The sequence below is a fragment of the Streptomyces sp. NBC_00223 genome, from assembly GCF_036199905.1.
In the GTDB taxonomy this organism is placed as follows: domain Bacteria; phylum Actinomycetota; class Actinomycetes; order Streptomycetales; family Streptomycetaceae; genus Actinacidiphila.
This window is the reverse complement of the sequence record NZ_CP108109.1, coordinates 4,828,226-4,845,323: the sequence shown is the minus strand read 5'-3', so window position 1 is coordinate 4,845,323 and position 17,098 is coordinate 4,828,226. Positions and strand designations below refer to the sequence as shown.

15 protein-coding genes are annotated in these 17,098 nt (G+C 73.5%); 6 read left to right on the top strand and 9 right to left on the bottom strand.

Annotation, left to right across the window (positions count from 1 at the left end):
- Positions 1-6: 6 nt before the first annotated feature.
- Genes nadC through OHA30_RS20435 form a run of 4 tightly spaced genes read right to left on the bottom strand, consistent with a single transcriptional unit; the run spans position 7 to position 4,614 of the window.
- Positions 7-1,038 carry a carboxylating nicotinate-nucleotide diphosphorylase gene (gene nadC, locus OHA30_RS20450; protein WP_328915313.1) on the bottom strand — a complete coding sequence of 344 codons (1,032 nt, stop codon included), beginning with the start codon at positions 1,036-1,038 and terminating at the stop codon, positions 7-9.
- Positions 1,035-2,879 (bottom strand): L-aspartate oxidase, encoded by a 1,845-nt coding sequence (locus OHA30_RS20445; RefSeq protein WP_405785532.1) that lies wholly within the window; start codon positions 2,877-2,879, stop codon positions 1,035-1,037. The genes nadC and OHA30_RS20445 overlap by 4 nt, the downstream gene beginning before the upstream one ends.
- Entirely contained in the window at positions 2,876-3,724 is an 849-nt protein-coding gene (gene panC, locus OHA30_RS20440) for a pantoate--beta-alanine ligase (RefSeq protein ID WP_328915312.1), read from the bottom strand. Before panC ends, OHA30_RS20445 begins: the two co-directional genes overlap by 4 nt.
- Complete coding sequence (locus OHA30_RS20435) at positions 3,721-4,614, bottom strand: Rossmann-like and DUF2520 domain-containing protein (RefSeq protein WP_328915311.1); 894 nt, start codon at positions 4,612-4,614, stop codon at positions 3,721-3,723. The genes panC and OHA30_RS20435 overlap by 4 nt, the downstream gene beginning before the upstream one ends.
- A gap of 1,093 nt (positions 4,615-5,707) precedes the next feature.
- Here OHA30_RS20435 and OHA30_RS20430 point away from each other — a divergent pair.
- Positions 5,708-6,850, top strand: coding sequence for a threonine aldolase family protein (locus OHA30_RS20430; protein WP_328915310.1), 1,143 nt, complete (start codon positions 5,708-5,710; stop codon positions 6,848-6,850).
- 28 nt (positions 6,851-6,878) lie between these two features.
- Here the strand turns inward: OHA30_RS20430 and OHA30_RS20425 are convergent, their stop codons facing one another.
- From OHA30_RS20425 to cdgB, 4 genes are all read right to left on the bottom strand, one after another.
- A complete protein-coding gene (locus OHA30_RS20425) occupies positions 6,879-7,865 on the bottom strand; it encodes a quinone oxidoreductase family protein (protein ID WP_328915309.1) in 987 nt (328 codons plus the stop codon).
- A gap of 92 nt (positions 7,866-7,957) precedes the next feature.
- Positions 7,958-8,644 carry a response regulator transcription factor gene (locus tag OHA30_RS20420; RefSeq protein WP_328915308.1) on the bottom strand — a complete coding sequence of 229 codons (687 nt, stop codon included), beginning with the start codon at positions 8,642-8,644 and terminating at the stop codon, positions 7,958-7,960.
- 136 nt (positions 8,645-8,780) lie between these two features.
- Positions 8,781-9,983 (bottom strand): sensor histidine kinase, encoded by a 1,203-nt coding sequence (locus tag OHA30_RS20415; protein ID WP_328915307.1) that lies wholly within the window; start codon positions 9,981-9,983, stop codon positions 8,781-8,783.
- Between the two features lie 128 nt (positions 9,984-10,111).
- Positions 10,112-11,767, bottom strand: coding sequence for a diguanylate cyclase CdgB (cdgB, locus tag OHA30_RS20410; RefSeq protein ID WP_328915306.1), 1,656 nt, complete (start codon positions 11,765-11,767; stop codon positions 10,112-10,114).
- 342 nt (positions 11,768-12,109) lie between these two features.
- Between cdgB and OHA30_RS20405 the strand changes: the two genes are divergently transcribed.
- Entirely contained in the window at positions 12,110-12,622 is a 513-nt protein-coding gene (locus tag OHA30_RS20405) for a flavin reductase family protein (RefSeq protein WP_328915305.1), read from the top strand.
- A 201-nt stretch (positions 12,623-12,823) separates the two neighbouring features.
- Here the strand turns inward: OHA30_RS20405 and arfB are convergent, their stop codons facing one another.
- Entirely contained in the window at positions 12,824-13,258 is a 435-nt protein-coding gene (gene arfB / locus OHA30_RS20400) for an alternative ribosome rescue aminoacyl-tRNA hydrolase ArfB (protein WP_328915304.1), read from the bottom strand.
- A gap of 131 nt (positions 13,259-13,389) precedes the next feature.
- Here arfB and OHA30_RS20395 point away from each other — a divergent pair, with 131 nt between their 5' ends.
- The 4 genes from OHA30_RS20395 (at position 13,390) to OHA30_RS20380 (ending at position 16,270) form a co-directional block, all read left to right on the top strand.
- Positions 13,390-13,965 (top strand): TerD family protein, encoded by a 576-nt coding sequence (locus tag OHA30_RS20395; RefSeq protein WP_328915303.1) that lies wholly within the window; start codon positions 13,390-13,392, stop codon positions 13,963-13,965.
- A 143-nt stretch (positions 13,966-14,108) separates the two neighbouring features.
- Positions 14,109-14,597, top strand: coding sequence for a hypothetical protein (locus OHA30_RS20390; RefSeq protein WP_328915302.1), 489 nt, complete (start codon positions 14,109-14,111; stop codon positions 14,595-14,597).
- A 172-nt stretch (positions 14,598-14,769) separates the two neighbouring features.
- The gene (locus OHA30_RS20385) at positions 14,770-15,225 is read left to right on the top strand and encodes a tellurite resistance TerB family protein (protein ID WP_328915301.1); all 456 of its coding nucleotides are present in this window, start codon (positions 14,770-14,772) and stop codon (positions 15,223-15,225) included.
- A gap of 19 nt (positions 15,226-15,244) precedes the next feature.
- A complete protein-coding gene (locus tag OHA30_RS20380; protein WP_328915300.1) occupies positions 15,245-16,270 on the top strand; it encodes a helix-turn-helix transcriptional regulator in 1,026 nt (341 codons plus the stop codon).
- Positions 16,271-17,098 lie beyond the last annotated feature (828 nt).

The window sequence follows — 17,098 nt, the reverse complement described above, 5'->3', positions numbered from 1 at the left end:
CCGCCTCTACGCTTCCGCTCGCAGGTCGAGGCCGATGTCCAGGATCGGGGAGGAGTGGGTGAGCGCGCCCACCGCCAGGAAGTTCACCCCGGTGTCCGCGTAGGCGCGGGCGGTCTCCAGGGTGAGCCGGCCGGAGGACTCCAGGAAGGCCCGGCCGCCGACGACCGCGACGGCCTCGGCGGTCTCGGCCGGGGTGAAGTTGTCCAGCAGGATCAGGTCGGCCCCGGCCTCCAGCACCTCGCGCACCTGGTGCAGGGTGTCCACCTCGACCTCGATGGGCACGTCGGGGAACTCCTCGCGGACCAGCTTGAACGCCTGCGCGACACCGCCCGCCGCGATCACGTGGTTGTCCTTGACCAGCGCCGCGTCCGACAGCGACATCCGGTGGTTGATCCCGCCGCCGCAGCGCACCGCGTACTTCTCCAGCGCGCGCAGCCCCGGCGTGGTCTTGCGGGTGTCGCGCACCACGGTGGTGGTGCCCTCCAGGACGTCCGCCCAGGCCCGGGTGGCCGTGGCGATCCCGGACAGCCGGCACAGCAGGTTGAGCGCGCTGCGCTCGCCGGTGAGCAGGTCGCGGGTGCGGGTCCGTACGGTCAGCAGCTTCTGCCCGGCCACCACCCGGTCGCCGTCCTCGACGTGCCGCTCGACCTCGAACTCGTCGGTGCAGACCACCGACAGCACCGCCTCGGCGATCCGCAGCCCGGCGACCGTACCGGCGTCGCGCGCGACGAAGTCGCCGACCGAGCGGGCGTCCTCGGGAACGGTCGCCACGGTGGTGACGTCCACGCCCTGGTCGAGGTCCTCCTCGATGGCCAGGTGCGCGATGTCCTCGACCTGTACGGGGTCGAGACCGGCGTCGGCGAGCAGCTGGGCGAGGTCCGGGTCGAGACCGCACTCCAGCGGGTCGAGGCCGTACTCCTCGTCGAAGTGTCCGTCGCCGCAGCCGCAGCCGTCCCCGCAGCCTCCGCCGGTCTCAGCGGGCGGGCCGATCTGCGGCAGTGGGAGCGAGACGGGCTGGGGTCGGTCGGGGCTGGTCACTGCTGCTCCTTCAAAGCGGGTGCGGCGCGGTCGCGGTCGTGGGGGGCGGGCGGGGCGGTGCGCGGCGCCGGCCGCGCGGCGCTGCCCGGCCCGGTGTGCGGCGCGGCCCCATCATCCCCGATCCGGACCCCCTCCACGGCACGGGTGCCCGGGAAATCGGGCCCGTCGGTGGTGCGGACGGCGAGCGTACGGTGCGGGGTCAGACGTACGACCAGGTGGCGGCGCCAGCGCGGGTCGTCGCGGTCCGGGCGGTCCTCGCGCCAGTGGCAGCCGCGGGTCTCCTCGCGGCGCCGGGCGGCGGCCACCAGCACCCGCGCGACCAGGCCCAGGTTGGTCGCCTCCCAGGTCTCCACGCACGGCTCGGCGGTCTTGCCGTCCCGGTCGTACGCCTCCACCGCCGCGGTGTGCAGCCGCTCCAGCGCGCCCGCCGCCTCGGTCAGGCTGTCGGCGCTGCGCAGCACCCCGGCGCCGGCGGTCATGATCCGCTGGATCCGGTAGCGCGCCTCGGAGGCCAGCAGCGGGGTGCCCGCCGGGTCGGGGACGACCGGCTCGCCGGGGCTCGCGGGAGCCGCCAGGATGTCGGCGGCGATCCGCTCGGCGAAGACCAGGCCCTCCAGCAGGGAGTTCGAGGCGAGCCGGTTGGCGCCGTGCACACCCGTGCAGGCGACCTCGCCGCACGCGTACAGGCCCGGCACGGTCGTACGGCCGCTGAGGTCGGTACGGACCCCGCCGGAGGCGTAGTGGGCGGCGGGCGCGACCGGGATCGGCCCGGTCACCGGGTCGATGCCGTGGCTCCGGCAGGCGGCGAGGATCGTCGGGAAACGCTGCTCCCACATCTCGGCGCCGAAGTGCCGGGCGTCGAGGTACATGTGCTCGGCGCCGGTCTCCTGCATCCGGCGCGTGATGCCCTTGGCGACGATGTCGCGGGGGGCCAGCTCGGCCAGCTCGTGCTGTCCGACCATGAACCGCGTCCCGTCGGCGTCCACCAGGTGGGCGCCCTCGCCCCGGACCGCCTCGGACACCAGCGGCTGCTGACCCTCCGCGTCGGGGCCGAGCCACAGCACGGTCGGGTGGAACTGCACGAACTCCAGGTCGCTGACCTCGGCCCCCGCGCGCAGCGCCAGCGCCACGCCGTCGCCGGTCGACACCGAGGGGTTGGTGGTCGCGGAGAAGACCTGGCCCATGCCGCCGGTGGCCAGGACGACCGCGCGGGCCCGTACCGCGCCCACCCCGTCCCGCCGGCCCTCGCCCATCACATGCAGGGTGACGCCCGCGCTGCGGCCCTCGGCGTCGGTGAGCAGGTCGAGCACGAGGGCGTTCTCGACGAAGTCGATGCCGGCCGCGCGGACCGCCTCGATCAGCGCGCGGGAGATCTCGGCGCCGGTCGCGTCACCACCCGCGTGGGCGATACGGCGTCGGTGGTGGCCACCCTCGCGGGTGAGCAGGATCTCGCCGCTGTCCGCGTCGGTGTCGAAGTGCGCGCCGGTCGAGATCAGCCGGCGGACGGCGGCCGGGCCCTCGGTGACCAGGGCGCGTACGGCCGGCTCGTCGCACAGGCCCGCGCCCGCGACAAGGGTGTCGTCCAGGTGCTGGGCCGGGGTGTCGCCCTCGCCGAGGGCCGCGGCGATGCCGCCCTGCGCCCAGCGGGTGGAGCCGTCGTCCAGATGCGCCTTCGTGACCACCGTGACCTTGGCGCCGGACGCGGCACACCGCAGCGCGACCGTCAGCCCCGCCACGCCGGAGCCGACCACCACGACGTCGGCGTCGAGGGTCCAGCCGGGGGCGGGGGCGTGCAGGCGTATGCCGGTGCTGTCGCCGGGGGCGGCGGGGGTCGCGGTCATTCGGGGGCTCCGAACTCCAGGGGAAGGTTGTCGATCAGACGGGTGCCGCCCACCTTGGCGGCGACCGCGAGGACGGCCGGGCCGGTGTGGTCCGGCGCGGCCTCGGTGAAGTCGGCGGGGTCGATCAGGGCGAGGTAGTCGACGGCGACGGGGGGCTCGGCGTCTGCGGCCGCGTCCAGCACGGCGCGGGCGGCCCGTACGGCGGCGGCCGGGCCGCGGGGGGCGGCCTCGCGGCCGGTGAACAGGGCCCGGGACAGCTCGCGGGCGGAGATACGTTCCGCCTCCGACAGGTAGCGGTTGCGGCTGGACAGCGCGAGGCCGTCGCCCTCCCTGACCGTCGGTACGGCGACGATCTCGACGCCGAAGTTCAGGTCGGTGACCATGCGGCGGATCAGCGCGAGCTGCTGGGCGTCCTTCTGGCCGTAGAACGCGGCCGCGGGCCGGGTCAGGTGCAGCAGCTTGGCGACGACGGTGAGCATGCCGTCGAAGTGGCCGGGCCGGGACGCGCCCTCGAAGCGCTCGCCCATGGGGCCGGCGGCTATGCGCACCTCGGGCTGTCCGCCCGGGTACACCTCGTCGGCGGGCGGCGCGAAGACGGTGTCGGCCCCGGCCGCCGTCGCGAGCTCCAGGTCGGCGTCCAGGGTGCGGGGATAGCGGTCGAGGTCTTCGTTCGGGCCGAACTGGAGCGGGTTGACGAAGACGGTCACGGTGACGCGGCCGCTGTCGCCCGCGTGGGCGCGGGCCGCCCGGATCAGGGCGGCGTGGCCCTCGTGGAGCGCGCCCATCGTCATCACGACGGCGTCGGCCGGGGCGAGTTCGTCCGCGCGGTGGACGAGCAGGGTCATCGGGTCCCTCCGTCGGCGAGGGCGTCGAGCAGCGCCTCGGCGTATTCGGCTTTGAGCATTCCGTTGGCCAGGGCGCGGTCCGCGGTGGCGCGGGCCATGGCCACGTACGAGGGAACGTTCTCGGGGGCGTGCGCGCGCAGCTCCGCGAGGTGGGCGGCGACGGTGCCGGCGTCGCCGCGGGCCACCGGGCCGGTGAGGGCGGCGTCGCCGGAGCGCAGCGCGTTGTCGAGGGCGGCGCCGAGCAGGGGGCCGAGCATCCGGCCGGGTTCGCCGACGCCGGCGGTGCGGAGCAGGTCCATCGCCTGGGCCACCAGGGTGACGAGGTGGTTCGCGCCGATCGCGAGGGCGGCGTGGTAGAGCGGGCGGGCGGCCTCCTCGATCCACTGCGGCTCGGCGCCCATCTCGATGACGAGGACTTCGGCGGCCATCCGCAGTTCCGCCGGGGCGGTGACGCCGAAGCAGCAGCCGACCAGGCGCTCGACGTCGACGGCCGTGCCGGTGAAGGTCATCGCGGGGTGCAGCGCGAGGGGCAGGGCCCCGGCGCGGCGGGCGGGGTCGAGTACGGCGGCGCCGTAGCGGCCGGAGGTGTGCACGAGGAGTTGGCCGGGGCGTACGGCGCCGGTGCGGGCGAGGCCCGCGACCAGGTCGGGGAGCGCGTCGTCGGGGACGGTGAGCAGGACGAGGTCGGCGCGGGCCAGTACGGCGGCGGGTTCCATCAGCGGGACGCCGGGGAGCAGCGCTTCGGCTCTGCGGCGGGAGGCGTCGGACACGCCGGAGGCGGCGACGGGGCGGTGGCCGGCGAGTTTCAGCGCGGCGGCGAGTGCGGGGCCTACGCGGCCGGTTCCGACGACTCCGACGGTCAGTCGGGCCGGCTTTTCGTCAACGACCACTGTTTTTTGCGCCTCCCGTTCCAGTCCTGCCCCGAGGTACCGGACGCCTTCTCGTCAATCCTACGCGAACGCCTGCGCGGCGGGCGTTCCCGGGGCCCCTGGCGCGCCCCACCCCGCCGCCGCGGCGGGAAGCGGACTCGGGCGGACCGGCGGTCCCAAACCCGCCCCAGGCGGGGGCAGGGGTGTCCGGTGAGTTCGGCACCGCCGAAACGCCACATCCCGCGTCCCACCGCCGCGGCGGAATCTGGAGGCGCCATCGCCCCCAGAACCCCGGGCCCAGGGCCCGAAAGCCCGCCGCCGGACCGGCGCGGATCCGGGGGCGCCGCCCCCAAGACCCCCACCCGGGCTCGGGGCGAGCACCGAAAAACCCTCCGCCGCCGCGGCGGGAAGCGGACTCGGGCGGACCGGCGGTCCCAAACCCGCCCCCGGCCGGGGCAGGGGCGTGCGGTGAGTTCGGCACCGCCGAAACGGCACATCCCGCGTCCCACCGCCGCGGCGGAGATTGGGGGCGGCGCCGCCCCCAGAACCCCGGCCCGGGCTCGGGGCGAGCACCGAAAACCCCCGCCGCTGCGGCGGGAAGCGAACTCAGCCAGACCGGCGGTGCCAAACCCGCCCCCGGCCGGGGCAGGGGCGTGCGGTGAGTTCGGCACCGCCGAAACGCCACATCCCGCGTCCCGCCGTTGCGGCGGGGATTTGGGGTGCGGCCATCCCCCGAAGGCCCCGGCCCACGGCACGTGGGTGGTGAGTTCGGCACCGCCGAAACGGCACATCCCGCGTCCCGCCGTTGCGGCGGGGATTGGGGGGTGCCGCCGCCCCCAGAGCCCCGGGCCCGGGGCCCGAAAGCCCGCCGCCGGACCGGCGGATCCGGGGGCACCGCCCCCAGAGGCCCGGCCCGGGCTCGGGGCGAGCCCGAAAGACCCCCGCCGCCGCGGCGGGAAGCGGACTCAACCGGCCCGGCGGTCCCAAACCCGCCCCAGGCGGGGGCAGGGGTGCGGTGAGTTCGGCACCGCCGAAACGGCACATCCCGCGTCCCGCCGTTGCGGCGGGGGCTGGGGGCGGGCGCCGGAGGCGAGGTGTGGGGGAGGATGGGGGGATGGGTGATGACGGAGGCAAGGTACGGCGGCGGGACGCGGTGCGGGGCTGCGCGCGGGTGCTGTCGAGACCCGCGCCGACGAAGCTGGGGGAAAAGCTCGCGCAGCTCAGTGCCGACGCGGACGGCGTCCACGACCTGGACGCCGAAGCCGACTTCTACGGTGACGGCGTCGTCGCCGCCGTAGAAGCGAAGGTCGCCGAACTGCTCGGCACAGAGGACGCCGCCTTCTTCCCGACCGGCACCATGGCCCAGCAAGCCGCCCTGCGCGCCTGGGCCGGCCGTACCGGCAACCCCACGGTCGCCCTCCACCCCCTCGCCCACCCCGAAGTGCACGAGCGCGACGCCCTCCGCACCGTCAGCGGCCTGCGCACCGTCCACCCGACCACCGCACCGCGCCTGCCGACCGCGGCGGACATCCGCGACTTCGAGGAGCCCTTCGGCACCCTGATGCTCGAACTGCCGCTGCGCGACGCCGGCTTCGTACTCCCGACGTGGGAAGAGCTGACGCAGACCGTCGCCGCCGCCCGCGAGCGCGACGCGGTCGTGCACTTCGACGGCGCCCGCCTGTGGGAGTGCCCGCCGCACTTCGGCCACTCGCTCCAGGAGATCGCCGGCCTCGCGGACAGCGTCTACGTGAGCTTCTACAAGTCGCTCGGCGGCATCTCCGGCGCCGCCCTGGCCGCCTCCGGCGATCTGATCGCGGAGGCGAAGGCCTGGCGGCACCGCTACGGCGGCCTGCTCTTCCAGCAGTTCCCCGCGGCCCTGTCCGCCCTCGCGGGGCTGCGGAACGAGCTGCCGCGACTGCCCTCCTACGTCGCGCACGCCAAGACCGTCGCCACCGCCCTGCGCGACGGCCTCGCGGACGCGGGCCTGACCTGGCCCCGGGTGCATCCGGAGCCGCCGCACACCCACCAGTTCCAGCTGTGGCTGCCCTACCCGGCCGACGCGCTCAACGACGCGTCGCTGCGCCAGGCCGAACAGACCGGCGTCAGCCTCTTCGGCACCGGCCTCTTCCACGAGCCCGGGCTGCCGGGCCTGTCCACGACCGAGGTGACGGTCGCCGCCTCCGCCCTGGAGTGGACGGCGCCCGACATCCACGCGGCGGCCGCGTCCTTCGCCCACTGCCTGGACAGCCTCGACTGAGCCCCGTCGACCGGCCGGGGCCCGCCGGCTACTCGGCCCCGCCCGCGACCCGCAGCAGCAGCTTCCCCGTACTCGTACGGGACTCCACCAGCTCATGCGCCCGCGCCGCGTCCTCCAGCGCGAACTCCGCGCTGACCGGCAGCTCCACCCCGCCCTCGGTGACCGCGTGGAAGGCGCGGTCGGCGAGCGACCGCAGCGCCGCAGGATCGTCCGCAGCCATCGTGAGGATGGAGAACCCGGCGACCGACACGCCCAGCGGATACGTCTGGGCGGGCCCGACCTGCCAGGGCTCCTCGTTGCCCGCGTTGCCGAAGGAGACCAGCCGCCCGAAACGCCCGACGACCGCGAGCGTACGGCGGAACGTCTCGCCGCCGACCGGGTCGAGCGCGATGTCCACACCCCGCCCGCCGGTCGCCGCGCGCACATCCGCGTCGAAGGTGGTCGCCTCGAACACCTGGTCGTAGCCGGACTTGAGGGCGTGCTCGGCCTTGTCGAGGCTGGAGACGACCCCGTAGACCGCCGACGCGCCGCCCATCCGGGCGAGCTGGCCCGCGACCGTGCCGACCCCGCCGGCCGCGCCCTGGACGAGTACGGTGTCGCCCTCGCGCAGCCTGCCGACCTCGTGCAGCAGGGCGTACGCGGTGGGCAGCACGCTGGGCAGGGTCGCGCCGGTGCGCAGCGAGAGCCCGGCGGGGACCGGGAAGACCGTGGCGGCGGGCGCGACGGCGACCTCCGCGTACCCGCCGCCGCCGATGAACGCGGCGACCTCCTGGCCGGGGACGAAGTCGGTCACGCCCTCGCCGACCTCCCGGACCAGCCCGGAGACCTCAAGGCCGGGGCGGAAGGGCAGGCCGGGTATGCGGTAGCCCTCCGCGCGGGCCTTGATGTCGGCGAAGTTCACCCCCGCGTAGGCGACGTCGATGGTGACCTCGCCGGGGCCGGGCACGGGTACCGGCACCTCGGCGACCGTGAGTACCTCAGGACCGCCGAGTTCTTCGAAGACGATGGCGCGCATGTCGTACTCCCCCTGACACGGTTCGAACTGGTCGGGGCTCAGTCTGCCCTGCCGGTCCGGTAGTGGTCCTACCTTTTCCGACACCGCATGGACTAGTACGCGCCACCGCCCGCCCTGACCAGGCCGGACTCATAGGCCAGCACCACCGCCTGCACCCGGTCGCGCAGGTCCAGTTTGGTGAGAATGCGGCCGACATGTGTCTTGACCGTCGCCTCGGAGAGCACGAGCTTCGCGGCGATCTCCCCGTTCGACAGGCCCTGGGCGACCAGCAGCAGCACCTCGCGCTCGCGGTCGGTCAGCCGGTCGATCTCCTTGTGCTGATCGGCGGCGCCGGAGCTGGGCAGCATCGGGGTGAAGCGGTCGAGCAGCCGCCGGGTGGTGCTCGGGGCGACCACCGCGTCACCGCTGTGGACCAGCCGGATCGCGGTGAGCAGTTCGTCCGGCGGCACGTCCTTGAGCATGAAGCCGCTCGCGCCCGCCTTGAGCGCGGCGAAGGCGTACTCGTCGAGGTCGAAGGTGGTCAGGATGAGTACGCGCGGGCCGCCGGGCTCGCCGCGGTCGCCTCCGCGGATCTTCCGGGTCGCCTCCACACCGTCCATCCGCGGCATCCGGACGTCCATCAGCACGACGTCCACCCGGGTGTGCCGCAGCACCTCAAGCGCCTCGGCGCCGTCGCCCGCCTCGGCGACGACCTCCATGTCCGGCTGGGCGGCGAGCACCATCCGGAAGCCGGTGCGCAGCAGCACCTGGTCGTCGACGAGCATGACGCGGATCGCCATTACGTGGTCCTTCCCGAGAGGGTCAGTGGGGGGCTGTGAGGACGGTGAGGGCAGTACGGTCGGCGGGCTCACCGCGGCGGGCCGCCGCGACGGCAAGGGGTACCGCCCGGCAGGCGGCCCCGGGGCGTACGGTCTCTCACCGCACCGCCCGGAGGGGCAGCACCGCGCTGATCCGGAAGCCGCCGCCCGGCCGGGGCCCGGCGTCCAGCGTGCCCCCGATCATCCCGATGCGTTCCCGCATGCCGATCAGGCCCTGGCCGAGTCCGTCCCGGCCGCCCTGCTCGTACACCTCGTGCCGCGCGCCCCGGCCGTCGTCCTCGATCAGCAGGTCGAGCGCGGAGTCGCCGAAGCCCAGCTGGACCTTGGCGCTCACCCCGTCGCCGCCGTGCTTGCGCACATTGGTCAGCGCCTCCTGCACGATCCGGTACGCGGTCAGCTCGATGCCGCTGGACAGCGGCCGGGCCTCACCGGCCACCTCGAACCGTACGGGCAGGCCCGCGCCGCGCACCTGGTCGATGAGGTCGGCGAGCTGGTCGACGCCGGGCTGCGGCACGTACTCGCCGCCCGCGTCGTCCCCGGCCCGCAGCAGGCCGAGCAGCCGGCGCATCTCGGCGAGGGCCTGGCGGCCGGTGCTGGAGATCGTGCTGAGGGCCTGCTTGGCCTGGTCGGGCGCCGCGTCCAGGACGTACGCGGCCCCGTCGGCCTGGACGACCATCACCGAGACGTTGTGGGCGACCACGTCGTGCAGCTCGCGGGCGATCCGGGCCCGCTCGGCGGCGACCGCGGCCTTGGACTGCGCCTCGCGCTCCCGGTGGAGGCGGGCGGCCCGCTCCTCCAGCTCCGCGTAGTACGCCCGCCGGGTGCGCAGCCGGTCGCCGACCACCCAGGACAGCGCGAAGATCACGGCCAGGAAGAAGGTCTGGAGCAGTGTCGTCCAGACCGTCGCGTACGGCTCGTCCGGCGGCCAGCGGAGCATCGACACCGGGGCCGCGGCCAGGCCCGCGATCAGGGCCAGCCGCGAGGACCAGCGCTGCCCGTTGGAGGCGCAGGTGTAGATGATGACGAGGAAGGCGGCGTCGCCCGGATTCGTCCGCACGTCGCACGCGAGCTGGGCGAGTCCGGCGGCGAGGGCGAGCAGCAGCATCTTCTCCGGCGCGCGCCGCCGCAGGGTCACGACCAGCGCGAGGGCGATCGACAGGGGGATCGCCGCGAGCCGGGAGGTCAGGGACTTGTCGTGGCTCGCCGCGACCCACACCGCGCACACCGCGAGGAGGACGAGGGCCCAGAAGCCGTCGACCCACGTGGGGTGTCTGCGGAAAAAGTCGTAGATGCGCTGCACATCACCCAGCGTAGGCACGGGAACCCGTCACGGGGTCACCCCGCAGAGCGATCTCCCCTACGCCCCAAGGTGGACCCCGGCCCCTACCGCCTTGGGGCGGCCCGGCCGGGGGGCGGGTGTGACACGGATCATCCGGCGCGGCGGTGCGCGTTGCGCGAGGAGGCGGCGCGGGACCGCTTCTCGACGTACATCCGCTGGTCGGCGGAGTGCAGCACCTCTTCGGCTGTCATACCGCAGCCGGCCCAGCCGATGCCGAAGCTCGCGCCGACCCGTACCGCCCGGCCGTCGACACGGATCGGGGGCGTGATCGCGTTGCGCAGCCGGACCGCGAGGTCGGTCGCGTCGGCCGGGGCGAGGCCGTCGGCGAGGACGACGAACTCGTCGCCGCCGAGCCGGGCGACGGTGTCGCCGTCGCGCACGGCCCCGGTCAGCCGCCGGGCCACCTCGATCAGTACGGCGTCGCCGGTGTGGTGGCCGAAGCGGTCGTTGATGGACTTGAAGCCGTCGAGGTCGCAGAAGAGGACCGCGAGGCCCTTGCCGCTCTGCTCGTCGTCGCTCTCGTCGGGGGCGACGGTATGGGTGTGGGAGTCCAGCGTGCCCAGCGGCTCGGCCATCTCGTCGGGGCCGTAGCCGTAGCTGAAGGCGAAGTCGTCCGGGCCCTCGGCCTCGGCGGCCAGCGCGGCCGAGTCCTTGTCCAGGGGGCGCGAACACAGCCGGGCGGACAGCCGGGCCCGCAGTTCGGCGCTGTTGGGCAGGCCGGTGAGCGAGTCGTGGCTGGCCCGGTGGGCGAGCTGGAGTTCGCGGCTCTTGCGCTCCTCGATGTCCTCGACGTGGGTGAGCAGGAAGCGCGGCCCGTCGGTGGTGTCGGCGACGACCGAATTGCGCAGCGAGACCCACACATAGGTGCCGTCGCGGCGGGCCAGGCGCAGTTCGGCCCGGCCGCCCTCGGCGGAGGTGCGCAGCAGCAGGCCGACGTCCTCGGGGTGGACGAGGTCGGAGAAGGAGTAGCGCCGCATGGTGGACGCCGAGCGGCCGAGCAGCCGGCACAGCGCGTCGTTGGCCCGCAGCAGCTTGCCGTGCTGGTCGCCGCCCATCTCGGCGATGGCCATGCCGCTGGGCGCGTACTCGAACGCCTGCCGGAAGCTCTCCTCGCTGGCCCGCAGCGCCTGCTGGTCGCGTTCCAGTCGGACCAGGGCACGCTGCATATTGGCGCGCATCCGGGCGTTGCTGATCGCGATGCCGGCCTGGAAGGCGTACATCTGGAGCGCTTCGCAGCCCCAGGGGCCGGGGTGGCGGCCGCTGGTCGGGCGGTCGACGGAGATGATGCCGATCAGTTCGCTGCCGACGGTCTGCGAGGAGTACATGGGCGCGTAGAGCCGGTCGCCGGGATGCCACTCGTCCGGGAAGCGCGGCAGCGGGCCCTCGGTGTGCCACTGCGGGACGTCGTCGTCGATGAGCACCCAGCCCTCGGTGTGCGGGATGAACCGCAGCGAGCCCCAGCGCTCCCCCATGGTGAGCCTTCGCTCCCAGGAGGCGCGGGAGCCGACCCGCCCGGCGAGCAGCGCCTCTCCGGCGGCGCTGCCGGCGAAGGCGGCCACCACGAGGTCACCGTCCGGCCGTACCAGGTTGACGGCGGCGAGTTCGTATCCCAGGCCCCGCACCACCCCGTCGGCCACGGCTTGCAGGGTGTCGGCGAGGCTCCGTGCCGCATTGAGGTCCGCCACGACCTGATGCACCTGACGCAGGGTCGCGAGGCGGACATACGGCTCCGACTCGGTGTCCATGCCCCTCTCCACGCCCTCGACAGCGACTCCAGTGAAATCCGTTTCCGGTCGTCGTTCCGCCCGGTCGCCCGGGCCTGCGCTGCTACGCACTCACACTCGTCCGATTACACCGGCAACTGAATCACAGCGAGCTGTACGGTCGGTACACAGGGTCAACAATTCCTGCTCCTTGTGACTCAAGTCACATCATCACGTAAGCAGTTGAACACGCAACGTAGAGCTCTGGTCCTAGGACCAGGGCCGATGCGGATTACAACCACCGCCCGATGCCCATGTTTTCCACCGCCCCGTAACGTGAGGAGCGTGCTTCACACTTCGCCTGGCAGGCATTCTGGGACCACCATGGGTCAGATCGCCAATACCGATGAGTTCCGCGCCGCCATGACCCGCCTCGCCGCGGGCGTGGTGCTCCTCAGCGCGCACGACGCCGAGGACGGCCCGCGCGGCGAGGACGTCGGCATGACCGCGACGGCCTTCATGTCGGTGTCCCTGGAGCCGCCGCTGGTGCTGGCGAGTGTACGGGCCGGCTCCCGAATGGACGAGTTGCTGGAACGGCAACCTCGCTGGGCCGCCTCCGTGCTGAGCGAGAGCCAGCGGCACATCGCCGGGCGGTTCGCGATGCGCGGGCGGATCAGCGACCGGCTGCTCTTCGAGGACATCTCGTACTACCGGGGTCAGGAGTCGGGCGCGCCCGTGCTCGGCGGGGCGCTGGCGACAGTCGAGTGCGAGACCGAGCAGCGGGTGGAGGCGGGCGACCACACGCTCGTGATCGGCCGGGTGCTGACCGCGCGGACGCCCAGCGCGGACGGCGGACCGCTGACGTACTTCCGGGGGCGGTACCGCTTCCTGGCGTGAGCAGGCCCGGTCCCAGGCGGGGCCTGCCGGGGGTACGGGCGCGCGGTCGTGGCTCTGCCGGGGTACGGCCGTACGGGTGCGCGGGCCCTCGCGGGGACTTCGGCGGGTGCGGGCACGCAGGGGCTTTCGCGGGTGCGGCCGACCGGGCGCGGTTCATTGGATACGGCCGTACGGGTGTACCGGCTGCACGGCCGCGCGGGCTCAGTCCCAGCCGCCGCCGCGGTCCCGCTTGGTCTGGCTGCGCTGCTTCTTCACTCTCAGCCGCCGCTCATTGATCCCCCGGGGGATCTTCGTGGGGCGGCGGGCCCGGGGCGGCGGGGCGGTCGCCTGGGCGAGGATCGCGGCCAGCCGGGCCGCGGCCGTCTCCCGGTTGCGCCACTGCGAGCGGTGCTCGGACGCCTTCACCGACAGCACACCGCCGGTCAGCCGGCCCGCGAGCCGTTCCAGCGCGCGTTCCTTCCACACCGGCGGCAGCGAAGAAGTGTTCGCCAGGTCGAAGCGCAACTCCACCTGACTGTCGCTGGTGTTCACATGCTGGCCGCCGGGCCCGGACGAACGCGAGAAACGCCACATCAGCTCGGCCTCCGGCACGGAGACCGAACCGCGTATGACGAGTGGTCCGGACATGTGTCCCATGATCCCGCGTCCGGGCCGGTCCGTCACGCCGATTTCCGCTCCCGCGCGGAACCGTACGATCCCCGCTTCGCGTTTTGACGGATGACGGTAGTTTCGTCGGCAACACCTACGACCACAAAAGGGGACTTCCCATGGCGGTAAGCCTGTCCAAGGGCGGCAACGTCTCGCTGACCAAAGAAGCGCCCGGCCTGACGGCCGTGACGGTCGGCCTCGGCTGGGACGCCAGGACCACCACCGGTACGGAGTTCGACCTCGACGCGAGCGCCATCGCGGTCAACGCGGGCGGCAAGGTCTACTCGGACGGCCACTTCGTTTTCTTCAACAACAAGCAGAGCCCGGACCAGACCATCGTGCACACCGGTGACAACCGCACCGGTGAGGGCGAGGGCGACGACGAGCAGATCAACGTCAACCTCGCGGCCCTGCCCGCCGACATCGAGAAGATCGTCTTCCCGGTCTCGATCTACGACGCCGAGACCCGCAGCCAGAACTTCGGCCAGGTCCGCAACGCCTACATCCGCATCCTCAACCAGGCCGGTGGCGCCGAGATCGCCCGCTACGACCTGAGCGAGGACGCGGCCACCGAGACCGCCATGGTCTTCGGCGAGCTGTACCGCAATGGCGCCGAGTGGAAGTTCCGCGCGGTCGGCCAGGGTTACGCCTCGGGTCTGGTCGGCATCGCGACCGACTTCGGCGTCACGCTCTGACGCACACGACGGCGGCTCCGGCCGCCACCCGGCACGCGACCGGCGCGTGTCCGCACGGGCGGCCCCGTATCCCCGGAGCACTTCGGGGGGTACGGGGCCGCCCGTCGGCGTGGGGGACCCGGGCGCATGGCACGATCAGCCGCGTGATCGACCTCGGATACGCCCTCTCCCGCCGCTTCCCCGACCCGCCGCAGACCGAGTACCGGACGGCGGACGTCCACGCGCTGCGGCACGACCTGTTCTGCGGGGACGTGTATCTGGCCGAGGGCGAGCGGGAGTTGTCCACAGCCTGGGGATGGGTGCCGGTGCTGGACTTCGCGTGGGCGCTGTGCGACATCGTGGAACGGCTCGACCGCGACCCGCGCGGCAGCCGGGCGGCCCGCCCGCAGTACGCCGAACTGGACTTCACCGAGTCCACCGACCGGCTGCGCTTCGTGCGGCGGTTCGGGCATGTGGACGTGACCGCCGACTGGGCGGAGGACGAGCCGCCGCTGTCCCTCCAGCACACCGCCCTGCGCCGGGAGGCCCGGGACTTCCTGCACGATGTGGTGGCCGATCTGACGGACATGCACGAGGGGCTGGACGGCAATCCGATCATCTGGGAGCTGCTGGCCCGCTTCCCCCGGGTGTGAGGGCGCCGCGTTCCCGTCCTCCCCGTCTCATGTTCGCCGAGGGCGAACACGGCCCACTCGACTGACCCCACTTGGGAACTCCTTGACGATCCCCAAGAGTTCTCCCCATGCACAGCCCACTCACGTACGACCGCTTCGCGGTCCCGTACCGAACCGCTCAGGAGTGACCGTCATGGCCCTGTGGGACCGCTTCAAAGAGTCCGCCCAGTCGATGCAGACCCAGCTCGTCGCCAAGAAGAACGACCTGAAGAGCGGCGCTTTCCGCGACGCCAGCATGGCGATGTGCGCGCTGGTGTCCGCCGCCGACGGCACCATCGACCCCGCGGAGCGCCAGCGGGTCGCGTCGCTGATCGCCACCAACGAGGTGCTCCAGAACTTCCCGGGCCCCGACCTCCAGCGCCGCTTCGACGACTACCTCGGCAAGCTCACCGCGGACTTCGCCCTGGGCAAGGTCAGCGTGCTCCAGGAGATCGCCAAGGTCCAGAAGAAGCCGGCCGAGGCCCGCGCCGTCATCCAGATCGGTATCGTCATCGGCGGCGCGGACGGCGTCTTCGACAAGTCCGAGCAGGCTGTGGTGCGCGAGGCGTGCTTCGCGGTGGGCCTCAACCCCGCGGAGTTCGACCTCTGAGTTCGGAGGGGCCGTCTGAATGCCGGGTGACGAGGAGTTCGCGCTCTCGATCTACCAGGCGCTGCGCGCGCAGGGCGGCGGAGCCGCCGAGGAGATCAGCGCGGCGGCCGGGCTGGACGCCGAGCAGTCCGAGCGGGGCTGGCGGCGGCTGCGCGCACTCGGCCTGGTCCAGGACCACGGCGGCTCCGTCGAGCCGGTCGAGCCGGACACCGCGCTGATCAGGACGATGGACGCGTTCCACGCCAACGCGGCCGAGCGGGTGCGTACCGCCGCCACGTTGCAGAACGCGACGCAGACCCTGATGACGGTGTACCGGCCGGCCGTCGCCCGCGAGGCGTCACAGGTCGAGGTCGAATTCCTCGTCGACCGGCGCCGCAAGGACCGCGCCCTCCAGGAACTCAACGGCACCACCCGGAAGTTCGCGGACTCGCTGCACCCGGGCCCGATGCCGCCGGCCCAGGTGCTGGAGGACTCGCTCGGCCGCGACGCGGAGATGATCGCCCGGGGCGTACGGGTCCGGGCGATCTACCCGCAGTCGCTCCTCCAGAGCACCCGCTCGGCCCGCTACCTCAGCGATCTGTCCGAACTGGGCGCCGAGGTGCGGCTCGTCGACCACGCGCCCTTCGACCTGCTGATCATGGACCACATGGTGGCCTGTCTGCCGGCCAACCCCGACGACCCGCCGCGCTCGATGATCCTGATCCGGGGGGCCGCCCTGATCAGGACCTACGTCGCGATGTACGAGGACTACTGGCTGCGGTCCACCCCGTACGAGCACGGGCTCTCCGGCCAGGGCGACGGCGAGAGCGACCTCACTCCGCAGGAGCGGGTGGTCATCCGGCTGATGTCGGACGGCCTGAGCGACGATCAGATCGCCCGGAAGATGGGCGTGCACCGCCGTACGGTCCAGCGGGCCGTCGCCAAGCTGATGGAACGGCTCCAGGCGTCCAGCCGGTTCGAGGCGGGCCTGAAGCTGGCGCAGGACCGCGAGTACGCTCGCGCGCTGCGTCCTCCCGTGACGCGTCCGTCCGCTCCGGTACGGTGAGTCGCCCGCTCCCGCGCAGTGGACGCGCGGGAGCGGGCGACTCCCTGTAGTGGGGACCGTTGGGCCGGTCGACCCCCACCCCCTCCGCCGAGGACTCCCCCCCGGGGCGACCGGGCGAGCAGTCCGGTCGCGCCCTCGGCGGCTTCGGCCGCGGCGGATTTGGGGAAAGCCGCGGTCGGCGGCACTCTCGGGAGACGGGGAGTCACGCCGCGAGGTGCCGTAACTGATTGGTACCCGATCGCGGCACTCGGTGACTACTGCCGATTTGTCCCTCCACGTGTCCGAACGGCCGGTGAAAGCGCTTCCCACCTGCGGATTAGTCGCGAACTGGGGGGTCATGTCCAAAAAGCGACACGTACCAAAGTGGACACCTCCGAGCGCCGCTCGAAGCGCGCGCCGCTCGCCCCGGGCCGGCACGGCCCGCCCCCCGGCCCCGGCGTCCCGTCCCGGGCCGACGCCCGACCCCCGTCTCGGGGCGAGGCCCCGGCCCCGTTCGCAGGGCGACGCCCAGCCCGGAGGGCGACTGGCACCGCCGGGCAGGTCGAATCCGCGTCCCGCCGTCGCGGCGGGGATGCGGTGGGCGCCAGCCCACAGACCGTGCCCCCGGCCCGGAGGGCGACTGGCACCGCCGGGCAGGTCGAATCCGCGTCCCGCCGTCGCGGCGGGGATGCGGTGGGCGCCAGCCCGCAGACCGTGCCCCCGGCCCGGAGGGCGACTGGCACCGCCGGGCAGGTCGAATCCGCGTCCCGCCGTCGCGGCGGGGATGCGGTGGGCGCCAGCCCACAGACCGTGCCCCAGGCAGGGGCTCCCGAGAGGCAACCGGGTTGC

Coding starts and splice junctions, on each gene's coding strand:
- OHA30_RS20445 (WP_405785532.1), bottom strand. CDS start 2,879: ATGACCGCGACCCCCGCCGCCCCCGGCGACAGCACCGGCATACGCCTG.
- panC (WP_328915312.1), bottom strand. CDS start 3,724: ATGACCCTGCTCGTCCACCGCGCGGACGAACTCGCCCCGGCCGACGCC.
- OHA30_RS20430 (WP_328915310.1), top strand. CDS start 5,708: ATGGGTGATGACGGAGGCAAGGTACGGCGGCGGGACGCGGTGCGGGGC.
- OHA30_RS20425 (WP_328915309.1), bottom strand. CDS start 7,865: ATGCGCGCCATCGTCTTCGAAGAACTCGGCGGTCCTGAGGTACTCACG.
- OHA30_RS20420 (WP_328915308.1), bottom strand. CDS start 8,644: ATGGCGATCCGCGTCATGCTCGTCGACGACCAGGTGCTGCTGCGCACC.
- cdgB (WP_328915306.1), bottom strand. CDS start 11,767: ATGGACACCGAGTCGGAGCCGTATGTCCGCCTCGCGACCCTGCGTCAG.
- OHA30_RS20405 (WP_328915305.1), top strand. CDS start 12,110: ATGGGTCAGATCGCCAATACCGATGAGTTCCGCGCCGCCATGACCCGC.
- arfB (WP_328915304.1), bottom strand. CDS start 13,258: ATGGGACACATGTCCGGACCACTCGTCATACGCGGTTCGGTCTCCGTG.
- OHA30_RS20395 (WP_328915303.1), top strand. CDS start 13,390: ATGGCGGTAAGCCTGTCCAAGGGCGGCAACGTCTCGCTGACCAAAGAA.
- OHA30_RS20385 (WP_328915301.1), top strand. CDS start 14,770: ATGGCCCTGTGGGACCGCTTCAAAGAGTCCGCCCAGTCGATGCAGACC.
- OHA30_RS20380 (WP_328915300.1), top strand. CDS start 15,245: ATGCCGGGTGACGAGGAGTTCGCGCTCTCGATCTACCAGGCGCTGCGC.